The sequence below is a fragment of the Helicobacter pylori oki112 genome (assembly GCF_000600085.1).
In the GTDB taxonomy this organism is placed as follows: domain Bacteria; phylum Campylobacterota; class Campylobacteria; order Campylobacterales; family Helicobacteraceae; genus Helicobacter; species Helicobacter pylori_CY.
The window spans coordinates 1,155,736-1,178,139 of sequence record NZ_CP006821.1; the positions used below are offsets into that span (position 1 = coordinate 1,155,736).

The window sequence follows — 22,404 nt, forward strand, 5'->3', positions numbered from 1 at the left end:
TTAAACCAATTTAGGCAAACTCAAATGGCGTTTGAAATACGCCAAGATCACGAGAGCAAAAGGTATCGCTATTAAAAAGTATAAGAAAGTAGGGATGGGCAAAGGATCGCCTGCGGCATAGCTGTGCAAACCAGAAAGGTAGTAATTCACGCCAAAATAAGTCATTAAAACCGAATAAAACCCTAAAACGCTGCTGCTCGCTAAAATAAAGGGCCAATTTTGAGAGCCTAGAAAACGCAAATGCAAGATTAAAGCATAGACGCAAATAGAAATCAACGCCCAAGTTTCTTTAGGGTCCCACCCCCAATAGCGCCCCCAAGATTCATTCGCCCACACCCCGCCTAAGAAATTCCCAGCTGTGAGCATGAACAGGCCTAAAATCATGCTCATTTCATTGATAGCACTAATGGAGAGAATGGTTTTGTCCAAATTGAAACGCCCTTGTTTGCGCAAAATAAACAAAACCAAACTCAAAATCCCTAGCACAAAACACAAGCCCAAAAAGCCATAACTGGCGGTGATGACAGAAACATGGATATTGAGCCAATAGGATTTTAACACCGGCACTAAATGGCCAATTTGAGGGTCCATAAAGCCTAAATGGGCCACAAAAAGCGCGATACCGGCTAAAAAGCTAGAGGCCGATAGCGCGAGTTTGGAGCGTAAAACAAACCCTGCGATAACAGAAGCCCATGCGATATAAAGCATGGACTCATAAGCGTTGCTCCAAGGCGAATGCCCGCTCACATACCAGCGCAAAACAAGCCCCATAGAATGAGCGAGCGCGCAAAGCAAGATAGCAATATAAAGGGTTTTAGTGAGCCAAATATTTGGAATCGTGTTTTTAACAAGAGAGCTGATCACAACGATAAAAAGCAATAACCCAAGAAGGATATAAGGCAGAGTTAGGCTGTTAAAAAAATTGGTGTGGTTTAAAAAAATTTCAGAATCCACTTTAGAAGAGGGTAAATAGAGGTTTTTGGCATGCTCTTGTTGGTAAATGCTTAAATCTTTTAGGGTTTTTTCTACTTTATCCCATTGATTGGTTTTTAAAGCGTCATCAAACCCGCTAAAAATATTTTTTAAAAACCCCGTTGCCACGCTTGAAATTTCTTTATCAGGGCTGTTGATCGCTTCAATGGGCGAGAGCCAAGCGGTGGTTTTATCGCTAGGGAAAATGCGTAAAAATTGAGCGCTAAAAAGCGTATAGACTAAGTTGATTCGTTCATCTACTTTTAAGACATCTTTATCCAACTCGTTGCGCGCGTTAGGGGATTTTTGATTGACCTCTTCAACCAAATTTTTTAATTTATACCCACGGCTATCAAAAACATCTCTAAAAGCGATACGGCTTTCGTCTAAAGGCGTGCCAATAAGCTTTCTTAAGGCTTTAGTGGAAGTGTAAATCATCTTAATACTGCGCCAATCATTGGGGAAAAACATGATCCCTAAAAGCACTTGCATGGCGTTTAGCCCCTGAAAATCATCTTTTTTTAAAATCTTATGGATATATTCAATGCTGATGGTGTCTAAAGGTTTGATACGCCCGTCAAAATCCTGGACTTGAAGCCTTTGAAAGGCTTTTAAGTGGTCTTTGGAATACTCTCTTAAATGTTTCAAACGCTCTAAAATCGCGCTTTTAGAATCCTCTTTATTAGCGGGATTTTCTACATTCTGTCGTTCTATTGGAGCGCTTTTTCCCCCATGCATGTCAATTGGAGCCTCATTAGCAAACGAAGAAGTAAAAGGGCTGATTAAAATTAAAGCGAGTAAGAAACTAGCCATTTGTTGGGATTTTAAAAAGCGTGAAAGCTTTAAAAAACGCCCGTTTTTATCCAAAAGTAACCACAAAGCCCCCAAAATAAGCATCGCATACCCTAAATAAGTGGGGATTTTACCCGGGTCTTTATTGACAGAAAGAATCGTGCCTTTTTCATCCGTATCATAGGAAGATTGGAAAAAGCGATAACCTTCATAATCTAAAACATGGTTCATAAAAATCCTATAAGGTTTGATTAAAGTGTTATCCAATTTCAAAACTTCCACTTCTGAAGCGTAAGATGAAGGGCTCATAGAGCCGGCGTAACGCTCTAATTCAAAACGCTTCAGTTTGATTTGAAAAGGCAATCCAATGTAAGCCGATCCAAAACTTAAAGAGAGCTTGTCGTCTTTAAACATCTCGCTTTCTTCTATGCCTTCATTCCTGTTGTTTTTAATGAGGTTGAATTTGTGGCTCACGCCGTTATAGGTCGCTTTTAACACTAAAATGGTAGCGTCATCTTTTTTAATAGCGTTTTGCTTGTAGATCTCTAAAGGTTCTAAAATCAAAGGCTTGTGATCTAAAGTGGCATGAATGGGTTTTAATCGTTTGGAATAATAAAAAGTTAAAGGCGTTTTTAAAGAAAGTTTTTTTTCGTCGTTTAGGGTGATATTAAGGTAAGTGTCCGCGCTTTCAAAAGAGCTTTGCGCGCTGTTTTCTCGCACATGCATAAGCCCTTCTACGCCAAAAAAGTGCGTGATGGCTGCCCCCAAAATGATTAAAATCAAGGAGCTATGGAAAAAAAGGCTCGCATACCTTTTGCGCTCCAAAGCTTTAGATTTAATGAATGTGCCTATTAAAACCACCAACAAATACGCATGCAAGAAATTAAACCAAGGGGTGTTATACACAATCGCTTTACTCGCACTCGTGCCGTAATCGTTTTCTATAAAAGTGGCTATCGCGCACGCTAAGGCGTAGAGCGCGATTAAAGGGATAGCGACCCAAAAAGAAGCCAGCAAAAAAGAAAGCAGGCTTTTGAGATTCTTCATTAGACTTTCCTAGTTAGACTTGCTTTTAGAAAGGTTGGTTTTATACTTGATGTAAGCCTTTAATTTTTTAGTGAGATCCTCATCGTTTTTCGTGTCTTGATACTTCCCATCGCCGATAAATTCTAACACGGCTAAAAATTGCGTGGAAGGCATATAGCCGGGCAATTCATAGATGGTTTTGCCGGTTTTATCGGATAAAACAATCGTAGGGGTGGATTGGACGGCATAAATTTGCGCTAATTCTTCTGTGGACATTTTGATTTCTTTTTCATTATTTTTATCGCCGACTTTAAAATTATGCTCTTTGGAGTAGCTGATATTGACATAGTAAGCGCTAAAATGCTCTTTAATGTAGTCGCGCAATTCTTTGACATTCTTGAGATCTTTTTTAAACCTTTCGCAATAGGAGCAACCATTACGCCCAAAAACTAAAAGCATGTATTTGTTATTAGGGCTAATGGACTTATTGTCTAAAAAAACATCTTCTAAACCGGCGTAACTCTTTTTGTCTATGTTGTCTCGCTCATCGTTCAATTCTTTGGAGCTTTGAGAACCGGAACTTAAAAGATTTTCATCTAATTTGTCTTTATTGTTGGATTTGCAAGCACTTAAAAATAGCGAAATCAATAGCAACACGCTTAAAAATTTCTTGGAAACATAAGAAAGTGAAAACATGAAATAACCTTTATTTTTTAATGGGTTTGAAAACCAGGTATCTTACTACAATAATCGCTTTTTTATGCGCATTTTACTATTCCTTGAGATTTTTAACCCGTTCAATAATGAATTGTGCAAACTCTATGGAATCGTTTAAGCATGGGCAAACCAAATATTCTTTAATTGCCAAGCGCTCTGCCATCAAGCGGTATTGCATGTCTAATTCATAGAGCGTTTCAGAATTGTCAATCGTGAAAGCCAAAGGGTAGATGATAATATGAGACTTGCGGTGCTTTTCTATCAACTCTTCAGTGCTTGGCTCTAGCCATTTCATAGGCCCTAGCTTGGATTGGTAGGAGAGTAAAACTTCTTTAAAAGGGATATTTTTTTGTTGCATCAACTCTTTTAACAAACTCACATGGTGTTCGCATTCTTGTTGGTAAGTATCACCGGCATCAACAATGCTTTTAGGTAAGCCATGGACGGAAAAGATTAAGACAAAATCCTGGCTTTTGCGGTTGTTTAGGGCGCTTAAAATCGTGTTTAAAATGATTTCATTAAGCTTTTTGTCAGCATAAAAGCGCTCTATCACTCGCACCTTAGGGCGGAAAGTTTCTAGGGATTTTAGGGCGTTAAAAGCGTCATTGAAGCTAGAAAGGGTGGTGGTGCTAGAATATTGCGGATACATGGAAAAAAACACCAAGCTTTCTACCTCTTTTAAGGCTAAATCTTGCAAGACCATAGACGCATAAGGGGGGGTATAACGCATCGCATAAGTGTAAAAGCGAGAAGGATCCAATTCGTTCAAACGCTCTGTAAGGGCGAATGTGATAGGCGTTAAAGGGGATTTGCCTCCTAATTTTTCATAGATTTTTTTGGATTTTTCTATGCGGTTATTGACAATCATTTTACCCACCATTTTACGCATGAAATTATTTTTAATGGTAAGGATAAAGGGGTCATCAAACATGTTTTTTAAAAACACCCCCACTTCATAAAGGCTGTTAGGCCCTCCCATATTCAAAAGAACGACCGCTTCTTTAGGGGATTTTGTGGCGTTATTTTCTAAATTATTAAGCTTTTCATTGATTAAATTCATTAGCACATGCTAAAATAAAACGATTAATAAAAAATAAATCGTTAGAAAGAAGTTAATGTTAGAGATGAGTTTGCAAGTATTAAATACACAAGATTCTTCTGTGATGGCTCAATCCTTGCTTATCCATGCCTTTTTTGCCGCCTTGCTTGCCCTAGCTTTTATGATCAATCTTTACACCCTTTTTAAAGAAAAGAATCTTATCCAATTGAACAAAAAAATCTATCTTGTCATGCCAGCGATTTACATTCTTTTAAGCATCGCTCTTTTGAGCGGGGTTTTTATTTGGGCGATGCAACAATTTGCTTTTTCTTTTAGCGCTGTTGCCATGCTTTTAGGGCTGTTGTTGATGCTTATAGCAGAAATCAAACGCCATAAAAGCGTGAAATTCGCTATCACTAAAAAAGAAAGGATGGAAGCGTATATCAAAAAAGCTAAAATCCTGTATTTTTTAGAAACGATTCTTATTGTTGTGTTAATGGGCCTTTGAATGCGTTTTGTCTATCACCCTTTAGCCAAAGAGCCTACTTTAAAAATAGAAGGCGAGAGTTATACGCATTTATACCGCTCAAGGCGTATCAAAAGCGCGAGTCGTTTGGATTTAAGGAATTTAAAAGACGGCTTTTTATACACCTATGAGCATACAGAAATCACTAAAAAACACGCCCTTTTAAAGCTAGTGGGCGAGCGATTATTAGAGGTTATGGCCAGTAAAAAAACGCATTTGATTTTAAGCGTGATTGAAATCAAAAGCGTTGAAAAAATCCTACCTTTTTTAAACCAGTTAGGCGTGAGCAAGTTGAGTTTATTCTATGCGGATTTTAGCCAACGCAATGAAAAAATAGACAGCGCCAAATTAGAGCGCTTCCAAAAGATTCTGATCCACTCTTGCGAGCAATGCGGTAGGAGCGCTTTAATGGAATTGGAAGCGTTTTCAAACACCAAAGAGGTATTAAAAGCCTACCCAAAAGCGAGCGTTTTGGATTTTAAGGGTGAAATACTACCCGCAAGCGCGAATTTTGAAAAAGGCGTTATCATAGGGCCTGAAGGGGGCTTTAGCGAACCAGAAAGAGGGTATTTTAAAGAGCGTGAAATTTATCGCATCCCGTTAGATATGGTGCTAAAGTCTGAGAGTGCATGCGTGTTTGTGGCGAGTATCGCGCAAGTTTAGGGGGTATCGCAAAAGTTTTAAAAATAAAATTTTAAAAACTTAAAATCTTAACTTTTTGCTAACCCCCCATTAAACCCTCCCCCATTAACCCCTAGAAAATCCACCCGTAATTAAAAAACACTTTAAAATGACTGCCCCCTTCATCCAAAATGACAGAATCCGCATAGATGCCATTATTAGAAGCGATTTGGATATTGCTTTGGATTAAAGGAACGCTAATGCCTATAGAATATTTAGAATGCTTGTAGCGGTAATTAAACCCAGTAACTATATCTAAATTACCGCTTCCTTTGACTTGGTTGAAGACATAATAGCTATTGTATAAGCCCCTTAACCCTCCAAACACCCCAAAAGAGGAAGCAAAAACTTTTTTAGTGGGATTGTTTTGCTTTTTATTGGTATAAGTGGTGATGAAATCAAACAACACATCCATTCCCCCACCATAGCTTAATTGCTGGATTTTTTCATCGTTAGCTTGAGCGTAGTTGTATTTGATGATGCCGTAATAGGCTAACCCTATGTAGTCATTGAAATAATGTTGGTAGCCTATTTTAACATTGACCCCTAAAATAGGGCTTCTAAAATTCTTACTTGAAGAGCGGTAAGTGGTGGTGGAAGTGGTGGAAAAATTTTGCGCGATTGCGCTGACCATAGAGGTTGCAAAATTTTGCACATTCAACCCGGCGTTTAAATAGTTGGCTTGACTGCTCAAATTAGCGAAATTAATGGGCAGGGCGTTTTGATTGATGAGCTGTTGCCAAACAGCGCTGGTAACCCCTATAAGCCCGGCGGGGACTTGAGCACAATTGGTGTAGATGGAATTGGGGTAGTTGCCCGCTGTATAGACTTGGTGATTGTCCTTATAAAAAGAACATACATTATAGGTGTAACCATCCTGATCTTTTACTTCTTTTCCGTTTGTAAATTTTAGTTCTTCTTTTCCATTGACCAATTCTTCTTTCCCACCCTCACATTCTTGTATAGCTCCGCCGTTTTCTTGACACAAGCGCACCCTTTGATAAGTCATGTTCCCATTATGCGTATAGCCTTTAGTGTGGCTAAATTCATGGATAATATCTCTTAATTCCACAATATCAACTTTGTTCAAAGTTTTACCAAACAATTTTTCGGGATTTAATGCAGAAGCGGCTATCCCTAGATTACCATCATTATCATCAAGTTCATACCCTAGCCCTAAAAACCCTGATTTCATGATGTTCACTTCAAGATTGATCGCTCTTCTAAACGCATCTATAACGGATTGTGGGGTTAGCACGTATTTTTCATAGATGGGAGCGACACGCCCGTTATTGAAAGGATTCACGCACTTAGGAAAGTCAGAGCCACACTCTGATGAGCTGTTAGAAAATTGGAAAGGGGCGTTTAAAACGGCTTCTTCCCACGATTTAGAGTCAAACACCGCAATCATATCTAACATTAAATTGGTCAATTCTTCTGCGGTTTGTGGGGTGAAATCTGACACACAATCATTGCAATTACCTTTAAAATTGTTGGTATCGGCGTTTTCATAACTCATCGCTACATTGGTTGTGATCTTGCTGAGCTTTTCAAACAAACTCTGCGTGTTAGCATCAGAAAATTGTGTGGCAGTGGCTTGAAGTTGTTGGTAATTAAAGCTATCAGCTTGTTCAAATTCTGAATCATTAAACAAGCTTGCAGGCAGAATGATTTGAGAATCTTTAGGGATAGTCTCTATCACGCCTAAATTAATCACCTTGCCTTGAGCGTCTTTAAAACTCAGTTCAACATTGTTTAAATTATAAGGCAGAAAGTTTTGTATGGTTACGCTCCCATTAACCATATTCGCATACACAGGGTTTTGAGAATAAAAAGTTAAGCCATTTTCTATCTTGTCCGTGGTGAATAAAGCCGTTGCGTTTTTTAAAATGGTGCTTTGGGGTATGTAGTATTTTCCGTAAGCGCTTTGGGGGGTGGCTGTATCGCTTTTGTTTTGTTCTTTAGGCTGTTCTTTAGTTTGTGGGTGGGTTAGAGGGTTTTTTTGGATTTTTTGGGTGTTTTGAGCTGTTGCTTCTTCTTTAGTTTGCGTGCCTTCTAATAACCCGGTTTCAAACCCAGCTTCTATAAAAAAGCCGTCTTTTTGGTGTTTTTGAAAGGCTTCTAAAGGGTTGAACAAGCCGATTAAAGACAAGCAAATCGTTTTACTAACGAATCTTAGCATGGTAATTTCCTAAATGGTTTAGCGTTTTGTTCTCAAAGAGTTTGTAACTCAATCAAACTGAAGTTTCGTATTATAATACATTTTTGAGAAATTGCGGTATTGTCTGTATTAAAAAATAAACAACACCCAAAGGATAAGCGCTTTTATCTTTCTTCAAATCACTTTAAAATTTTAGGCAAAGTGATTCCCACTTGCCCTTGATACTTACCGCCTCTGTCTTTATAGCTTTGCTCGCACATTTCATCGCCTTGTAAAAACACCACTTGCGCGATCCCCTCATTGGCATAGACTTTAGCCGGTAAGTTGGTGGTGTTAGAAATTTCAATCGTGATATAGCCTTCAAATTCCGGCTCAAAAGGCGTAACATTCACAATAATCCCGCATCTAGCGTAGGTGCTTTTGCCTAAACAAATCGCTAAAGTGTCTTTAGGCATTTTAAAATACTCTATCGTATGGGCTAGGGCGAACGCGTTAGCGGGCAAGATAAAAAAGCCCTCTTGGCTCGCATCAATTTTAGTCGCGTTGTTAGGGTCAAAGTTTTTAGGGTCAATTAAAGCGTTTTTGTTATCAAAGAGCATGAACTCACTCCCCACTCTAATATCATATCCGTAACTGCTCAAACCATAGCTGATCACATTCTTACCGACTTGCTTTTCGCAAAAAGGACTAATCATGCCATGCTCTAAACTCATTTTTTTAATCCAAGAATCCGCTTTCAATCCCATATACACAAAGCCTTTAAAGTTTGTTAGTAATTATGTTATTATAACAATAATTTTTTGCTAAAAACGCTTATGGTTAGTTTTGTGGCATATTTTAAAATAATATTAAGGAATAAATCGTTATGAACCTTTCTGAAATTGAAGAGTTGATCAAAGAATTTAAAGCTTCTGATTTGGGGCATTTGAAATTAAAGCATGAGCATTTTGAGTTGGTTTTGGATAAAGAATCCGCTTATGCGAAAAAAAATGCGCTAAATCCCGCCCATTCTCCAGCCCCTATTATGGTAGAAGCGAACATGCCAAGTGTCCAAACCCCTGTGCCTATGGTATGCACCCCCATTGTGGATAAAAAAGAAGATTTCGTGCTTTCGCCTATGGTAGGCACTTTCTATCATGCGCCCTCGCCCGGGGCTGAGCCTTATGTCAAAGCGGGCGATACGCTTAAAAAAGGGCAAATCGTGGGCATTGTAGAAGCGATGAAAATCATGAATGAAATTGAAGTGGAATACCCTTGCAAGGTGGTTTCTGTTGAAGTAGGAGACGCTCAACCGGTAGAATACGGCACGAAGCTCATCAAAGTTGAAAAGCTTTAAAATCCATGAATAAAGTGAATAAAGAAAATAAAAAGGTAGAAAAGAAAGAGCTTTCACGCATTTTGATCGCTAATAGAGGCGAGATCGCTTTAAGAGCGATCCAAACCATTCAAGAAATGGGTAAAGAATCCATAGCCATTTATTCTATCGCTGATAAGGACGCCCACTATCTCAATACGGCTAACGCAAAAGTGTGTATAGGGGGGGAAAAATCCAGCGAGAGTTACTTGAATATCCCTGCGATCATTAGCGCGGCGGAATTGTTTGAAGCGGATGCGATTTTCCCTGGGTATGGGTTTTTGAGCGAGAATCAGAATTTTGTAGAGATTTGCTCGCACCATTCTTTAGAATTTATTGGCCCGAGCGCGAAAGTCATGGCTTTAATGAGCGACAAATCCAAAGCCAAAAGCGTGATGAAAGAAGCCGGCATGCCTGTGATTGAGGGCAGTGATGGGTTGCTTAAAAGCTATCAAGAAGCTGAAGAAATCGCTGATAAAATCGGCTACCCTGTCATCATTAAAGCGGCCGCTGGTGGGGGCGGGAGAGGCATGCGCGTCGTAGAAGATAAATCCAAGCTCAAAAACCTTTATCTAGCCGCAGAAACGGAAGCTTTGAGCGCGTTTGGCGATGGGAGCGTGTATTTAGAAAAATTCATCAACAAGCCTAAGCACATTGAAGTCCAAATTCTAGCCGATAAGCATGGCAATGTCATTCATGTGGGCGAAAGGGATTGTTCGGTGCAAAGACGCCAGCAAAAGCTCATTGAAGAAACCCCGGCAGTGGTTTTAGAAGAGGGCGTTCGTAAGCGTTTGCTAGAAACAGCGATCAAGGCCGCTAAATATATCGGCTATGTGGGGGCTGGGACTTTTGAATTTTTGCTCGATTCTAACATGAAAGATTTTTATTTCATGGAGATGAACACTCGTTTGCAAGTGGAACACACCATTAGCGAAATGGTGAGTGGGTTAAACCTCATTGAATGGATGATTAAAATCGCTCAAGGCGAGAAACTACCCAAGCAAGAAAGCTTTTCCCTCAAAGGGCATGCGATAGAATGCCGAATCACCGCAGAAGATCCTAAAAAATTCTACCCAAGCCCGGGCAAAATCACCGAATGGATCGCTCCTGGTGGGGTGAATGTGCGCCTTGATTCGCATGCGCATGCCCATTATGTCGTGCCTACGCACTATGATTCTATGATTGGCAAGCTCATTGTGTGGGGTGAAAACAGAGAAAGAGCGATCGCTAAGATGAAAAGGGCTTTAAAGGAATTTAAAGTAGAAGGCATTAAAACGACCATTCCTTTCCACCTTGAAATGCTTGAAAATGCGGATTTCAGGCAAGCAAAAATCCACACGAAGTATTTAGAAGAAAATTTTTAAGTTTTAAGGATTTTCTTAAGCATGATTTAAGGATTTTAAACGATCAGAAAAAATCAGCATTAAATTTTATGATTTTATAGTAAAGTTTTTTCATGCAAACCTTGTTTAAAGAAGTTACCCCTAAACGCTATGTCAATGGCAATGAGATGAAAGAAAATTCTAGCAATGTTCTAGATCAGTATTTCACTAAGCCTAGCGTGGCTTTAAAATGCTTTCAAAAAGCTTGTGAGGTTATTAAAAAATACGAAAATCTAGATGACTTTATTTTTTTAGAGCCAAGTGCAGGTGATGGGGTGTTTTATGACTTGTTTCCTAAAAATAGACGCATTGGTATAGACATTGAACCTAAAAGAGATGGATTTATTCAATGCGATTTTTTAAATTATAAATTGCCTACGCATCAAAAAGTGATTTGCTTGGGCAACCCTCCTTTTGGGCATCGTGGGGTTATGGCGTTAGAATTTATCAACCATGCTAGAAGTTGTGATTTTGTGTGTTTTATCCTACCCATGTTCTTTGAAAGTCAAGGAAAGGGCTCTATTAAGTATCGTGTGAAAGGTTTAAATCTGCTTTATAGCGAACGCTTAGAAAAAAATGCGTTTATAGATTTTAAAAATAAAGAAGTGGATGTGCATTGCGTGTTTCAAATTTGGAGCAAAAAGTATCAAAACAAAAAAAGTGAATTTTCTTGGTATAAGAATCGCCATAAAGAACCCTTTGGCGAGTATATTAAGGTTTTCACGGTTTCATTAGCTAAAAACAGAGAATGCGGTAAAGAGTGGATTTTTAATCAAAAAGCGTCTTTTTACCTTTCATCAACTTTTTATAAAAGCACACAAATTGTAGAGAACTTTGAGGAAGTTAAGTATCAATCTGGTATTGCTGTGGTATTTACTAGCGCCAACAAGGCTTTAAACGCTAAATTAAAAAAACTATTTAAAGAGATTGATTGGACAAAATACGCAAGTTTAGCGACTAATTCTTGCTATCATTTAGGAAAAAGTCATATTTTTCAAGCCTTATATGATCATTTAGATAGTTTAAAGGATAATTGATGGACTTAGAACAAACTTTTTTAAAAATTATTGAAAAAAAACATAAAGAATTGAATTTAGGGCAAGATTACAACGCTATTTTTTCAAAAATTAGAGATTTTGAAGCCAACGCTATAGGGCAGATTGGTGAAGAGTTTTTAAAAAGTGTGCTTAACGCTATAGATGAAGTGATCAATGATGGCATTATTCATGATGAATACGATATTATGACAAAAAGCGGTGTGTCCTTTGAAGTCAGAACCGCACGAAAAGGCAGAACCAACAACACTTTTTTAGTTCAATGGCATAAACCCACGATACAACTATGATTTTTTGATTTGCTTAGGAGTGTGCGAAGACCAATTGCTTTATAGAATTTTTAAAAAAGATGAAATCCATTACATTCATAAAGAAAGAAAATACTTTATGAAACAAAATGAATTTAAAAAGCAATTGGTGCCAATGAATCCTGATAATCAAGTCAATGATAAGCTCACTCTCAATATTAAAGAATTGAAAGAAATTACAAACCTCATCAAAGAGTTAGAAAGAATTTTAGAGTTAGATTAATATTTTTAGATAGAATTGGGTGGAACAAAATGTTTTTAGGAATAGAGTTTGCTTATCTTTAAGAAAATCCAATGAAGTGGAGGATAAGATGTCTAAGATTTCAAATAATTATAACCCGTCTTTGATGGTGAGGGATTACCACAGGGTTGGTTCGCACGCGAGAAAAGAAGAAAATAAGGAAATTCAAAATCTTTCAGAGAATGATGAAAAAATCAAATTGGCCAAACAAGCTAAGCAGGATAACCTAGCCATAGGGGATTTAGAAAGCCGCCTTAAAAGCTTAAAGGGCATGGATAAAGACGCTAAAGAATTGGTGGGGATTTCTAAAGCTTACGCTCATAATAATGAAAAAGATCGAAGCGATTTTGAGCATTTCAAAAGCCGTTTGGACAAAGCGATTGATTCTTTCAATCAAAAATCAGGCAATGATAGTTTGAAACTCCCTGGCAATATTGATATTGATGACACGAAGGCTTTGGAAAAATTTTCCAAATCATTAGAAAGTGAGAAAGAAAACATTCAAAACTCTTTGCACCAGTGGAAAAAACAGCTCGCTGAAACGAATCATTTGAACAAGGAATACAACACCTTAGATAAAACAAGACTGAACGCTCAAAAATTCCAAGATGTCCATGACACAAGCAAGATCACCCCATCTCGCTTGCAAGACTTGCTCGCTTGAAAGAGTTTGCTTATAGCGAGCCTTGTTTAGACGAAGAAGATAAAAAGGCTGTTTTAGAGGTTTTAAATTCCAAACAGCTCACGCAAGGCAAACGCTCTCTTTTGTTTGAAGAAGCTTTGTGCGAGTTTTTGGGCGTTAAGCATGCGTTAGTGTTTAACAGCGCGACTTCAGCCCTTTTAACGCTCTATAGGAATTTTAGCGAATTTAGTGCTGATTGTAATGAAATCATCACCACCCCTATAAGCTTTGTAGCGACGGCTAACATGCTTTTAGAAAGCGGTTACAAGCCCGTATTTGCTGAAGTCAAAAACGATGGCAATATAGATGAATTAGCCCTAGAAAAGCTCATTAACAAAAAAACCAAAGCCATAGTGAGCGTGGATTATGCCGGTAAAAGCGTGGAAATAAAAAGCATTCAAAAGCTTTGCAAAAAGCATTCTTTGAGTTTTCTTTCTGACAGCTCGCATGCTCTAGGGAGTGAGTATCAAAACAAAAAAGTAGGAGGCTTTGCGTTAGCGAGCGTGTTTAGTTTCCATGCCATTAAGCCTATCACTACGGCTGAAGGGGGAGCGGTCGTTACTAATAATAGCGAATTGTATGAAAAAATGAAATTGTTTCGCTCTCATGGCATGCTCAAAAAAGATTTTTTTGAAGGCGAAGTCAAAAGCATAGGGCATAACTTCCGCTTGAATGAAATCCAAAGTGCTTTGGGTTTGAGCCAGCTTAAAAAAGCCCCCCTTTTCATGCAAAAAAGAGAAGAAATCGCTCTAGTTTATGATAGGATTTTTAAAGATAACCCCTATTTCACCCCTTTACACCCCTTGTTAAAAGATAAAAGCTCTAACCATCTTTATCCTATTTTAATGCGCCAAAAATTTTTTACATGCAAAAAACTCATTTTAGAAAATTTGCACAAGCGTGGCATTTTAGCCCAAGTGCATTACAAGCCTATTTATCAATACCAATTGTATCAACAGCTCTTTAACACAGCCCCCTTAAAAAGCGCAGAGGATTTTTATCGCGCTGAAATTTCCTTGCCTTGTCATGCGAATTTGAATTTAGAGAACGCCAAAGCGATCGCTCATGGCGTTTTAAAAACTTTTGAGGATCTTAAGATAGAATGAGTTTTATTCAGGGCTTCAAATCTTAATCATTAAGAATGGTGCGGAAGAAAGGAATCGAACCTTCATGCCTTGCGGCGCTAGATCCTAAGTCTAGTGCGTCTACCAATTTCGCCACTTCCGCACACCGCACGCAATCGCGCACATAAGAAGTAGAAAACAAAGAAGCAGTATTATAGCTTTTTAATCCTTTAAAAATACTGAAAAATTGAAGCTTTTTAAAATTTTGGAGTTTTTTCTGGCTTTAGGGAGTTTTAAATTCTTTTAAGGTATTCTAACAAGACTATATCATTGAGATAGTTTTAAGGAAATTAAGGAACAAAATGGAAGTTTCACGCAAGAAAATTTACAACCCCAATTCTACAGAAAGTGTGAATGAAAGAAAGATTTTTGGGGGCAATCCTACAAGCATGTTTGATTTGAATAAGATCAAGTATCAATGGGCGGATCATTTGTGGAAAACGATGCTCGCTAACACCTGGTTTGCTGAAGAAGTGAGCATGAATGATGACAAAAGGGATTATTTGAAATTGAGTGCAGAAGAAAAGATCGGTTATGACAGAGCTTTAGCGCAACTCATTTTTATGGACAGCTTGCAAACCAATAATTTAATTGACAATGTCAATCCCTTTATCACCAGTCCTGAAATCAATTTGTGTTTGGTGCGTCAAGCTTACGAAGAAGCCTTACACAGCCATGCGTATGCGGTGATGGTAGAAAGCATAAGCGCGAATACTGAAGAGATTTATGACATGTGGCGTAACGATATGCAATTAAAAAGCAAGAACGACTATATCGCGCAAGTGTATATGGAATTAGCCAAAAACCCTACAGAAGAAAACATTCTCAAAGCGCTTTTTGCTAACCAGATTTTAGAGGGGATTTATTTTTATAGCGGGTTTAGCTATTTTTACACTTTGGCTAGGAGCGGTAAAATGCTAGGATCAGCGCAAATGATTCGTTTTATCCAAAGAGATGAGGTAACGCATTTGATTTTATTCCAAAACATGATCAACGCTTTAAGGCATGAAAGAGCGGATCTCTTCACGCCACAATTGATTAATGAAGTCATAGGAATGTTTAAAAAAGCGGTAGAAATTGAAGCTTTGTGGGGGGATTATATCACGCAAGGCAAGATTTTAGGGCTCACTTCAAGCTTGATTGAGCAATACATCCAGTTTTTAGCGGATAGCCGTTTGAGTAAGGTGGGTATCGCTAAAGTTTATGGCGTCCAACACCCCATTAAATGGGTAGAGAGCTTTTCAAGTTTCAATGAGCAACGCTCTAATTTCTTTGAGGCTAGGGTGAGTAATTACGCTAAAGGGAGCGTGAGTTTTGATGATTTTTAAGGGGCTTGTTTGAATAGTATTAAAAACCATTTGATGTGTGAAGAAATCCACAAGCGTTTTCATTTGCACCCCAAAGTGAGAGAGGCTATGGAGAGCATTGAAAGGGAGGTTTTTGTGCCAGCCCCCTTTAAACACTTTGCCTACACTTTAAACGCGCTTTCTATGCAAGCACAACAATACATTTCTTCGCCCCTAACCGTGGCCAAAATGACGCAATATTTAGAAATCGATCATGTGGATAGCGTGCTAGAAATTGGCTGCGGGAGCGGCTATCAAGCGGCGGTGCTGTCTCAAATTTTCAGGCGCGTTTTTAGCGTTGAAAGGATTGAAAGCCTGTATTTAGAAGCGCGTTTGCGCCTTAAAACTCTCGGTTTAGACAATGTTCATGTCAAATTCGCTGATGGGAATAAGGGTTGGGATCAATACGCCCCCTATGATAGGATTTTGTTCTCTGCTTGCGCTAAAAATATCCCCCAAGCGCTTATTGATCAGCTTGAAGAAGGCGGGATATTAGTTGCACCCATTCAAGAAAACAACGAGCAAGTCATCAAACGCTTTGTGAAGCAAAATAACGCTTTGTGCGTCCAAAAAGTGTTAGAAAAATGCTCGTTTGTGCCTGTCATAGATGGGGTGCAATAAAGATTAAGGCATGATTAAACACTATCTTTTCATGGCGGTTTCGCAAGTCTTTTTCTCTTTCTTTTTAGTGCTGTTTTTTATCTCTTCCATCGTGCTATTAATCAGTATCGCAAGCGTAACGCTCGTGATTAAAGTGAGCTTTTTGGATCTAGTGCAACTCTTTTTGTATTCCTTGCCTGGAACCATTTTTTTTATTTTGCCGATCACTTTTTTTGCGGCTTGCGCTTTGGGGCTTTCAAGGCTTAGCTATGACCATGAATTGTTAGTGTTTTTCTCTTTAGGGGTTTCGCCTAAAACAATGACTAAAGCGTTTGTGCCTTTAAGTTTGTTAGTGAGCGCGATTTTATTGGTGTTTTCGCTTATTTTAATCCCCACTTCTAAGAGCGCTTATTACGGGTTTTTGCGTCAAAAAAAAGACAAGATTGATATTAACATCAGAGCCGGTGAATTCGGGCAAAAATTAGGCGATTGGCTCGTGTATGTGGATAAGGCTGAAAACAATTCCTATGATAATTTAGTGCTTTTTTCTAATAAAAGCCTTTCTCAAGAAAGCTTCATTCTAGCCCAAAAAGGCAATATCAACAATCAAAACGGCGTGTTTGAATTGAATTTATACAAAGGGCATGCGTATTTCACTCAAGGCGATAAAATGCGTAAAGTTGATTTTGAAGAATTGCATTTGCGCAACAAGCTCAAGTCTTTCAATTCTAATGATGCGGCTTATTTGCAAGGCACGGATTATTTAGGTTATTGGAAAAAAGCCTTTGGTAAAAACGCTAATAAAAATCAAAAACGCCGTTTTTCTCAAGCGATTTTAGTTTCCTTATTCCCTTTAGCGAGCGTGTTTTTAATCCCCTTATTTGGCATCGCCAACCCACGATTCAAAACGAATTGGAGTTATTTTTATGTCCTTGGAGCGGTTGGGGTTTATTTTTTAATGGTGCATGTGATTTCTACGGATTTGTTTTTGATGACCTTTTTCTTCCCCTTTATTTGGGCGTTTGGCTCTTATTTGTTGTTTAGAAAATTCATTTTAAAGCGTTATTAAATGCGTTGTTTTAAGGCTACTATCGCTTATGATGGGGCGTATTTTTTAGGCTATGCCAAACAGCCTAACAAACTCGGCGTTCAGGATAAAATAGAGGGCGCTTTAAACATGCTAGGAATTAAAAGCGCAGTCATAGCAGCCGGGCGCACGGATAAAGGCGTGCATGCGAACAACCAAACGCTGTCTTTTCACGCTCCAAAACACTGGAGCGCTGATAAATTATTTTATTATCTAGCCCCCAAACTCGCCCCGCATATTGTCTTAAAAAAACTAGAAGAAAAAAACTTCCATGCGCGTTTTGACGCTCAAAAAAGAGCGTATCGTTACCTTTTGACGAAGAATTTAAAAACGCCTTTTTTAGCGCCCTATATCGCTTGTGGGGATTATGGCTCACTAGATTTATTAAATACCGCTTTAAAGCAATTCACAGGCAAGCATGATTTTTCTTTGTTTAAAAAAGAAGGCGGGGCTACAACCAATCCTAATCGCATCATTTTTAACGCTTTTGCTTATACAGCCTTTATCATGGGGCATGAGTGCGTGGTGTTTAAAATCATTGGCGATGCGTTTTTACGCTCCAGCGTGCGTTTGATCATTCAAACATGCGTTCAATATTCCTTAGAAAAAATCACGCTCGCTGAAATTGAAATGCAAATCCACAACCTCAAAGCCACTATAAGAACACCCATAATGGCTAATGGTTTGTATTTGCACAGGGTGTATTATTGAAACCTCAAAAGGTGTTCTTCCCAATCTAGAGCGCTTTTGATAATAGTGTCTAGGTTGTTATAAAGGGGTTTGAAAGGGGTGTTTTGTAAGATTTTAGTGTTATTGGCAATAAGGCTTGCTGGATCGCCCTGTCGTTTGTCTAAAATTTCCACTAAAAAATCGTTGTTTGAGATTTCTTTAACCTTTTCTATCACTTCTTTCACGCTATGGCCTTGATTGTAGCCGACATTATAGATCTCGCTCTTATTTTTTTCTAAAAGGGTTTGATAGCTCGCTAAATGCGCGTTAGCCAAATCATCTACATGGATATAATCCCTAATGCAAGTGCCATCTCTTGTGGGGTAGTTAGTGCCAAAAATCCCCATTTTTTTCCTTTTTCCCACCGCGCATTCGCATGCGATTTTGATTAAATGCGTGGCGTTGAGCGTGCGCTGGCCTAGCGTGTATGGGGTGGTATAATCATTGTGCATGCATGCCCCAGCCACATTGAAATAGCGCAAAATAACGCATTTAAAATCCGCTATTTTAGAAGTGTCCAACAAAATCCTTTCGCTCATCATTTTAGACGCTCCATAAGGATTAATGGGGTTTAAGGGGCTTTCTTCATTCAAGCTTGAACTAGATTCGCCATAAACCACGGCCGTAGAAGAAAAAATAAAACGCTTGATTGCATGTTTTAAACAAAGTTTGACAAGCTCTAAAGTGTTGAGCGTGTTGTTGGTGTAGTATTCTAAAGGCAAGCGCGTGGATTCTTCTACTGAGATTTTAGCCCCAAAGTGCAAGACAGCTTCAATAGGATCTTTTAGCTGTTGCTTATTCAAAAAGGCGTCTAATTTGTGCGTTTCATTCAAATTCGCTTGAATAAACACAACCCTATTAGGGTAGTAACGCTCTAACGCTTTGAGGTGCTCTAAAAAGCCGGTGCTTAAGTCATCTACAATAATGATATTTTCTTTGGTTTTTTCTAAAAACGCCCTTGCGGTATGCGAGCCTATATAACCGCACGCCCCTGTGAGTAATAATGCCATAAAACCCCTTTTAAAATGAAAAAATAACAACTATTATAACATCTTAATCCCATTTATCATTTAAGGATTTTTTAAGAAAGTTTAATCTATAATTTTATCTTTATTGGCTTTAAAGGGCTTATAGCTCAGGTGGTTAGAGCGCACCCCTGATAAGGGTGAGGTCGGAGGTTCAACTCCTCCTAAGCCCACCATTTTTTTACAATCTTTGGGGAATTAGCTCAGCTGGGAGAGCGCCTGCTTTGCACGCAGGAGGTCAGCGGTTCGATCCCGCTATTCTCCACCATTGTTTTTCTCCTTAATTTTTTTCTTTTTATCCATCATGTTTGGTTGAGAAATTCTAAACGATTGGATCGTCCTTGTTTAACGCCGTAAGTCTTTTAACTCAAAGCTCCTTGATAAAAGATTGAGTTGGATTGAGATTTTTTGTTTGCTTTGTTCTTTAAATGGTGCAAAATCTCTTTTGCTTTATAACTTTTCGCTTTCTAGCTTTGGCGACTTTATCGGCTTATATTTGTTCTAGGGGGCTTAAAATTTTAGGGTTTTGGGTTTTTCAATGATTGTAAGCGTGTTGTTACTAAATTGTGGATTTTGAGCGCTTAATTCTTTCTTTATTGGCTCAATTCAAGCCTTTCGTTAGGGCGTGGAAAAAATGTTAGAAACCCTTACAAAACAAGCTAATATATTCCATTCAATTTGCTTCAAGGACAAACAAATATGAAAAAATTTCTTTATACCCTACTCGTGCTTCTTTTAATCGGCCTTTTAACAACCTATCTCATCCTTTTTACAGAATGGGGGAATAAGATCATCGCTTCGTATATAGAGAAAAAAATCAACCCGAACGAGCGCTACTTGAGCGTTAAAACCTTTAAATTGGGATTCAACTCTTTGGATTTTAAAGCTCAAGCCAATGATGATTCTGTTCTCATTCTTAAGGGGGATTTTTCACTTTTAAAGCAAAGCGTGGATTTGAATTACCATATAGATATTAAAGATTTACGCTCTTTCAAAGAATGGATACCCTACCCTTTAAGGGGGGCTGTTATTGCTTCTGGGAATATCAAAGGGCATAGAAAAGCCCTCTTGATTCAAGGCGTCTCTAATGTGGCTCAATCCCACACTGCCTACAACGCCCTTTTAGATGATTTCAAGCTTTCTCACTTAAGTTTGAACGCACAAGACGCCAATTTAGAAGATTTGCTTTATTTATTCAACCGCCCTGCTTATGCGAACGCAAAAGTGTCCTTACAAGCGGATTTTAACTCTCTAAAGCCTTTAGAAGGGCATTTGATTCTAACAGCCAATAACGCTTTAATCAACAACGCCCTAATCAATCAAATGTTTCATTTAAACCTTAAAGACACGCTTATCTTCAACCTCTCGCATTCAAGCGACTTTAAAGAGAACAAAGCCATCAGCGATACCACCCTAACTAGCCCTTTAGTTAATTTTACAGCCCTAAAAAGCGAATATCTTTTCCCTATTTTAAAACTCAACGCCCCCTACACTTTAGAAATACCCAACCTAGCCAAACTCCAAAATATGATTAACCACCCCCTAAAAGGGAGTTTGACTTTAAAAGGCGCTATAGAGCAAAGCCCCAAACTTTTAAAAGTCAGCGGCCATTCAAATTTACTGGACGGTGTGCTGGATTTCACGCTTTTAAATAAAGATTTGAAAGCCCGTTTTTCCAATATTTCCACTTTAAAAGCTTTAGATTTATTCCATTACCCCAAGTTTTTCCAATCCATTGCAGACGCTAACTTGGATTATGATCTTATCGCTAAGCAAGGCGTATTGAAAGCCCGCCTAAAAAACGCAAGATTCCTTAAAAATGCATTCAGCGATTTCCTCTACTCCATTTCTAAATTTGATATTACTAAAGAAATCTATAACGATGCCAATCTGGTAAGCCAAATCAACCAGCAACGCCTACTCTCTGATTTGAGTTTAAAAAGCCCCAAAACCCAATTGAAAATCCATAACGGCTTGTTGGATTTAAACACCAAGCAAATGGACATGCTCATGGATGCGGAAATCTTAAAATTCATTTTTAAAATGAAACTTCAAGGCAACATACACCAGCCAAAATTTTCCCTCATTTTAAACGAAAAAGCCATCCAACAAAACCTGCAACAAGGCTTGAAAGAAATCCTAAAAAACGACACCATAAAAAAAGGTTTAGATCATTTGCTCAAAGACGACAAGCTCAAAGAAAAGCTTGAAAAAGGACTTAAGGGGCTTTTTTAAAATTTTAAAGGATAGAAATGGCACACATTTTAGTTAGCGGGGCGACTTCAGGGTTTGGGCTAGAAATCGCTAAAGCGTTTTTACAAAAAAGCCATGTGGTTTTTGGCACAGGGAGGCGAAAAGAGAATTTGCAAGAATTACAACTCGCTTACCCTAAGCATTTCATTCCCCTGTGTTTTGATCTTCAAAACAAGCTTGAAACTAAGCGGGCGATAGAGGCTATTTTTTCCATGACGGATCGCATTGACGCTTTAATCAATAACGCCGGCTTAGCGCTAGGCTTAAACAAGGCTTATGAATGCGAGTTAGACGATTGGGAAATCATGATAGATACGAATATCAAGGGGTTGTTGTATCTCACTCGTTTGATCTTGCCCTCTATGATAGAGCATAACCATGGGACTATCATCAATCTTGGATCTATCGCTGGCACTTACCCCTATCCTGGCGGGAATGTCTATGGAGCGAGCAAGGCGTTTGTGAAACAATTTTCTTTAAATTTGCGAGCGGATTTGGCTGGCACTAACATTAGAGTGAGTAATGTTGAACCCGGTTTGTGCGGCGAAACCGAATTCAGCATGGTGCGTTTTAAGGGCGATAAAATCAAAGCCCAATCCGTCTATGAAAACACCATCTACCTCAAACCACAAGATATTGCTAACATTGTGCTATGGGTTTATGAACAACCCTTGCATGTCAATATCAACCGCATAGAAATCATGCCCACAAGCCAAACTTTCGCTCCCCTACCCACCCATAAAAGCCCTTAAGGGGTTTTAAATAAAGGCTTTGTTAAACAAACCATAAAAGAGCTTGACGCTAGAGCAATAGTTTTTTTGAAGCGATTTTATGGGGGCTATGGGTTTTTAGTTTGCAGGAGAGAATTATTTCAAAATACCCCCTATCACCTTTAAAAATGAGTTTTACCATAAAATAAAATTTAAAACGATAAAACAAAAAACAAAACAATAAGAAAAATTGAAATCAGCTAAACGAAAGCCGTTTAGCCTAGCTTTGTTAGGGCTAAACTTTTATTTTAAATGGTTGAGAAAATCGCATATCTTTTCATCTCCTAATTTGCAACTCTTTTTAAAGTTTTCTATCGCTTGCTCTTTATCCTTTGCTATGCCATGGCCATCGTATTGCATCAATCCTAAAGCAGAACACCCATCACCATCATTCAACTCACAAGCTTTTTCAAAATATTTCTTAGCTTGAGTGAAATCTTGCTTACTGTAACTATTTCTACCCAAATCAACAAGCTTTTTAGCATTTAGCTCTGCCATTAACCCCCCCCCCCTAAACACAACGCACCCAAACAT

At 38.5% G+C, this 22,404-nt stretch carries 22 protein-coding genes and 3 tRNA genes; 17 read left to right on the forward strand and 8 right to left on the reverse strand.

All coding sequences use genetic code 11. The features are described 5' to 3' along the window. From ccsA to hemH, 3 genes are all read right to left on the reverse strand, one after another. Nucleotides 1-2,811 (reverse strand): cytochrome c biogenesis protein CcsA, encoded by a 2,811-nt coding sequence (gene ccsA, locus HPOKI112_RS05460; protein ID WP_025309924.1) that lies wholly within the window; start codon nt 2,809-2,811, stop codon nt 1-3. Nucleotides 2,812-2,820: 9 nt separating this feature from the next. Beyond that, nucleotides 2,821-3,486: a SoxW family protein gene (locus HPOKI112_RS05465; RefSeq protein WP_000492195.1), complete on the reverse strand. Its 666-nt coding sequence runs from the start codon at nt 3,484-3,486 to the stop codon at nt 2,821-2,823. A gap of 76 nt (nt 3,487-3,562) precedes the next feature. Then, nucleotides 3,563-4,567: a ferrochelatase gene (hemH, locus tag HPOKI112_RS05470; RefSeq protein ID WP_025276203.1), complete on the reverse strand. Its 1,005-nt coding sequence runs from the start codon at nt 4,565-4,567 to the stop codon at nt 3,563-3,565. A gap of 55 nt (nt 4,568-4,622) precedes the next feature. On the opposite strand from hemH, the gene HPOKI112_RS05475 reads away from it, so the two are divergent. Both HPOKI112_RS05475 and HPOKI112_RS05480 read left to right on the forward strand, forming a co-directional pair. Further along, entirely contained in the window at nt 4,623-5,054 is a 432-nt protein-coding gene (locus tag HPOKI112_RS05475) for a hypothetical protein (protein ID WP_025276204.1), read from the forward strand. Then, nucleotides 5,055-5,735, forward strand: coding sequence for a 16S rRNA (uracil(1498)-N(3))-methyltransferase (locus tag HPOKI112_RS05480; RefSeq protein WP_025277045.1), 681 nt, complete (start codon nt 5,055-5,057; stop codon nt 5,733-5,735). Nucleotides 5,736-5,826: 91 nt separating this feature from the next. Here HPOKI112_RS05480 and HPOKI112_RS05485 read toward each other — a convergent pair whose 3' ends face one another. Both HPOKI112_RS05485 and dcd read right to left on the reverse strand, forming a co-directional pair. Further along, nucleotides 5,827-7,935 carry a porin family protein gene (locus HPOKI112_RS05485; RefSeq protein WP_025309925.1) on the reverse strand — a complete coding sequence of 703 codons (2,109 nt, stop codon included), beginning with the start codon at nt 7,933-7,935 and terminating at the stop codon, nt 5,827-5,829. Between the two features lie 158 nt (nt 7,936-8,093). Further along, nucleotides 8,094-8,660: a dCTP deaminase gene (gene dcd / locus HPOKI112_RS05490; protein WP_000523110.1), complete on the reverse strand. Its 567-nt coding sequence runs from the start codon at nt 8,658-8,660 to the stop codon at nt 8,094-8,096. A gap of 119 nt (nt 8,661-8,779) precedes the next feature. Here dcd and accB point away from each other — a divergent pair, with 119 nt between their 5' ends. The 7 genes from accB (at nt 8,780) to pseC (ending at nt 14,042) form a co-directional block, all read left to right on the forward strand. After that, nucleotides 8,780-9,250, forward strand: coding sequence for an acetyl-CoA carboxylase biotin carboxyl carrier protein (gene accB, locus HPOKI112_RS05495; RefSeq protein ID WP_025276207.1), 471 nt, complete (start codon nt 8,780-8,782; stop codon nt 9,248-9,250). Between the two features lie 14 nt (nt 9,251-9,264). Next, nucleotides 9,265-10,632, forward strand: coding sequence for an acetyl-CoA carboxylase biotin carboxylase subunit (locus HPOKI112_RS05500; RefSeq protein WP_025277048.1), 1,368 nt, complete (start codon nt 9,265-9,267; stop codon nt 10,630-10,632). A gap of 92 nt (nt 10,633-10,724) precedes the next feature. Beyond that, entirely contained in the window at nt 10,725-11,687 is a 963-nt protein-coding gene (locus tag HPOKI112_RS05505) for a restriction endonuclease (RefSeq protein WP_025309926.1), read from the forward strand. Further along, on the forward strand, nt 11,687-11,995 hold the full coding sequence (locus tag HPOKI112_RS08620) for a hypothetical protein (RefSeq protein WP_015428113.1): 309 nt from the start codon (nt 11,687-11,689) through the stop codon (nt 11,993-11,995). The genes HPOKI112_RS05505 and HPOKI112_RS08620 overlap by 1 nt, the downstream gene beginning before the upstream one ends. 34 nt (nt 11,996-12,029) lie before the next feature. Next, nucleotides 12,030-12,236 (forward strand): hypothetical protein, encoded by a 207-nt coding sequence (locus HPOKI112_RS08625; protein WP_000966862.1) that lies wholly within the window; start codon nt 12,030-12,032, stop codon nt 12,234-12,236. Nucleotides 12,237-12,324: 88 nt separating this feature from the next. Beyond that, complete coding sequence (locus tag HPOKI112_RS05515) at nt 12,325-12,918, forward strand: hypothetical protein (RefSeq protein WP_001916128.1); 594 nt, start codon at nt 12,325-12,327, stop codon at nt 12,916-12,918. Beyond that, nucleotides 12,915-14,042: a UDP-4-amino-4,6-dideoxy-N-acetyl-beta-L-altrosamine transaminase gene (pseC, locus tag HPOKI112_RS05520; protein ID WP_025277050.1), complete on the forward strand. Its 1,128-nt coding sequence runs from the start codon at nt 12,915-12,917 to the stop codon at nt 14,040-14,042. Before HPOKI112_RS05515 ends, pseC begins: the two co-directional genes overlap by 4 nt. A 36-nt stretch (nt 14,043-14,078) precedes the next feature. On the opposite strand, the gene HPOKI112_RS05525 is transcribed toward pseC, so the two are convergent. Beyond that, nucleotides 14,079-14,163, reverse strand: a tRNA-Leu gene (locus HPOKI112_RS05525). A 199-nt stretch (nt 14,164-14,362) separates the two neighbouring features. Between HPOKI112_RS05525 and HPOKI112_RS05530 the strand changes: the two genes are divergently transcribed. From HPOKI112_RS05530 to truA, 4 genes are read left to right on the forward strand one after another with little or no spacing between them, the layout of a single operon-like run. Then, nucleotides 14,363-15,388, forward strand: coding sequence for a ribonucleotide-diphosphate reductase subunit beta (locus tag HPOKI112_RS05530; RefSeq protein WP_000454016.1), 1,026 nt, complete (start codon nt 14,363-14,365; stop codon nt 15,386-15,388). A 9-nt stretch (nt 15,389-15,397) separates the two neighbouring features. Next, complete coding sequence (pcm, locus tag HPOKI112_RS05535; RefSeq protein WP_025309927.1) at nt 15,398-16,027, forward strand: protein-L-isoaspartate O-methyltransferase; 630 nt, start codon at nt 15,398-15,400, stop codon at nt 16,025-16,027. Nucleotides 16,028-16,037: 10 nt separating this feature from the next. Continuing rightward, complete coding sequence (locus HPOKI112_RS05540; protein WP_000589929.1) at nt 16,038-17,075, forward strand: LptF/LptG family permease; 1,038 nt, start codon at nt 16,038-16,040, stop codon at nt 17,073-17,075. After that, nucleotides 17,076-17,804 (forward strand): tRNA pseudouridine(38-40) synthase TruA, encoded by a 729-nt coding sequence (gene truA / locus HPOKI112_RS05545; protein ID WP_025309928.1) that lies wholly within the window; start codon nt 17,076-17,078, stop codon nt 17,802-17,804. Here the strand turns inward: truA and galE are convergent. Further along, on the reverse strand, nt 17,798-18,832 hold the full coding sequence (gene galE / locus HPOKI112_RS05550) for a UDP-glucose 4-epimerase GalE (protein ID WP_025277054.1): 1,035 nt from the start codon (nt 18,830-18,832) through the stop codon (nt 17,798-17,800). The two genes, truA and galE, sit on opposite strands and share 7 nt — an antisense overlap. A 114-nt stretch (nt 18,833-18,946) precedes the next feature. Between galE and HPOKI112_RS05555 the strand changes: the two genes are divergently transcribed. From HPOKI112_RS05555 to HPOKI112_RS05570, 4 genes are all read left to right on the forward strand, one after another. Beyond that, nucleotides 18,947-19,023 (forward strand) — tRNA-Ile (locus HPOKI112_RS05555). A gap of 16 nt (nt 19,024-19,039) precedes the next feature. Next, a tRNA-Ala gene (locus HPOKI112_RS05560) sits at nt 19,040-19,115 on the forward strand. A gap of 431 nt (nt 19,116-19,546) precedes the next feature. Continuing rightward, nucleotides 19,547-21,082, forward strand: coding sequence for a hypothetical protein (locus HPOKI112_RS05565; RefSeq protein ID WP_025309929.1), 1,536 nt, complete (start codon nt 19,547-19,549; stop codon nt 21,080-21,082). Between the two features lie 17 nt (nt 21,083-21,099). Next, nucleotides 21,100-21,852: an SDR family oxidoreductase gene (locus tag HPOKI112_RS05570; RefSeq protein WP_025276215.1), complete on the forward strand. Its 753-nt coding sequence runs from the start codon at nt 21,100-21,102 to the stop codon at nt 21,850-21,852. A gap of 261 nt (nt 21,853-22,113) precedes the next feature. On the opposite strand, the gene HPOKI112_RS05575 is transcribed toward HPOKI112_RS05570, so the two are convergent. Further along, the gene (locus HPOKI112_RS05575; RefSeq protein ID WP_050840513.1) at nt 22,114-22,368 is read right to left on the reverse strand and encodes a tetratricopeptide repeat protein; all 255 of its coding nucleotides are present in this window, start codon (nt 22,366-22,368) and stop codon (nt 22,114-22,116) included. Between the last annotated feature and the right edge of the window lie 36 nt (nt 22,369-22,404).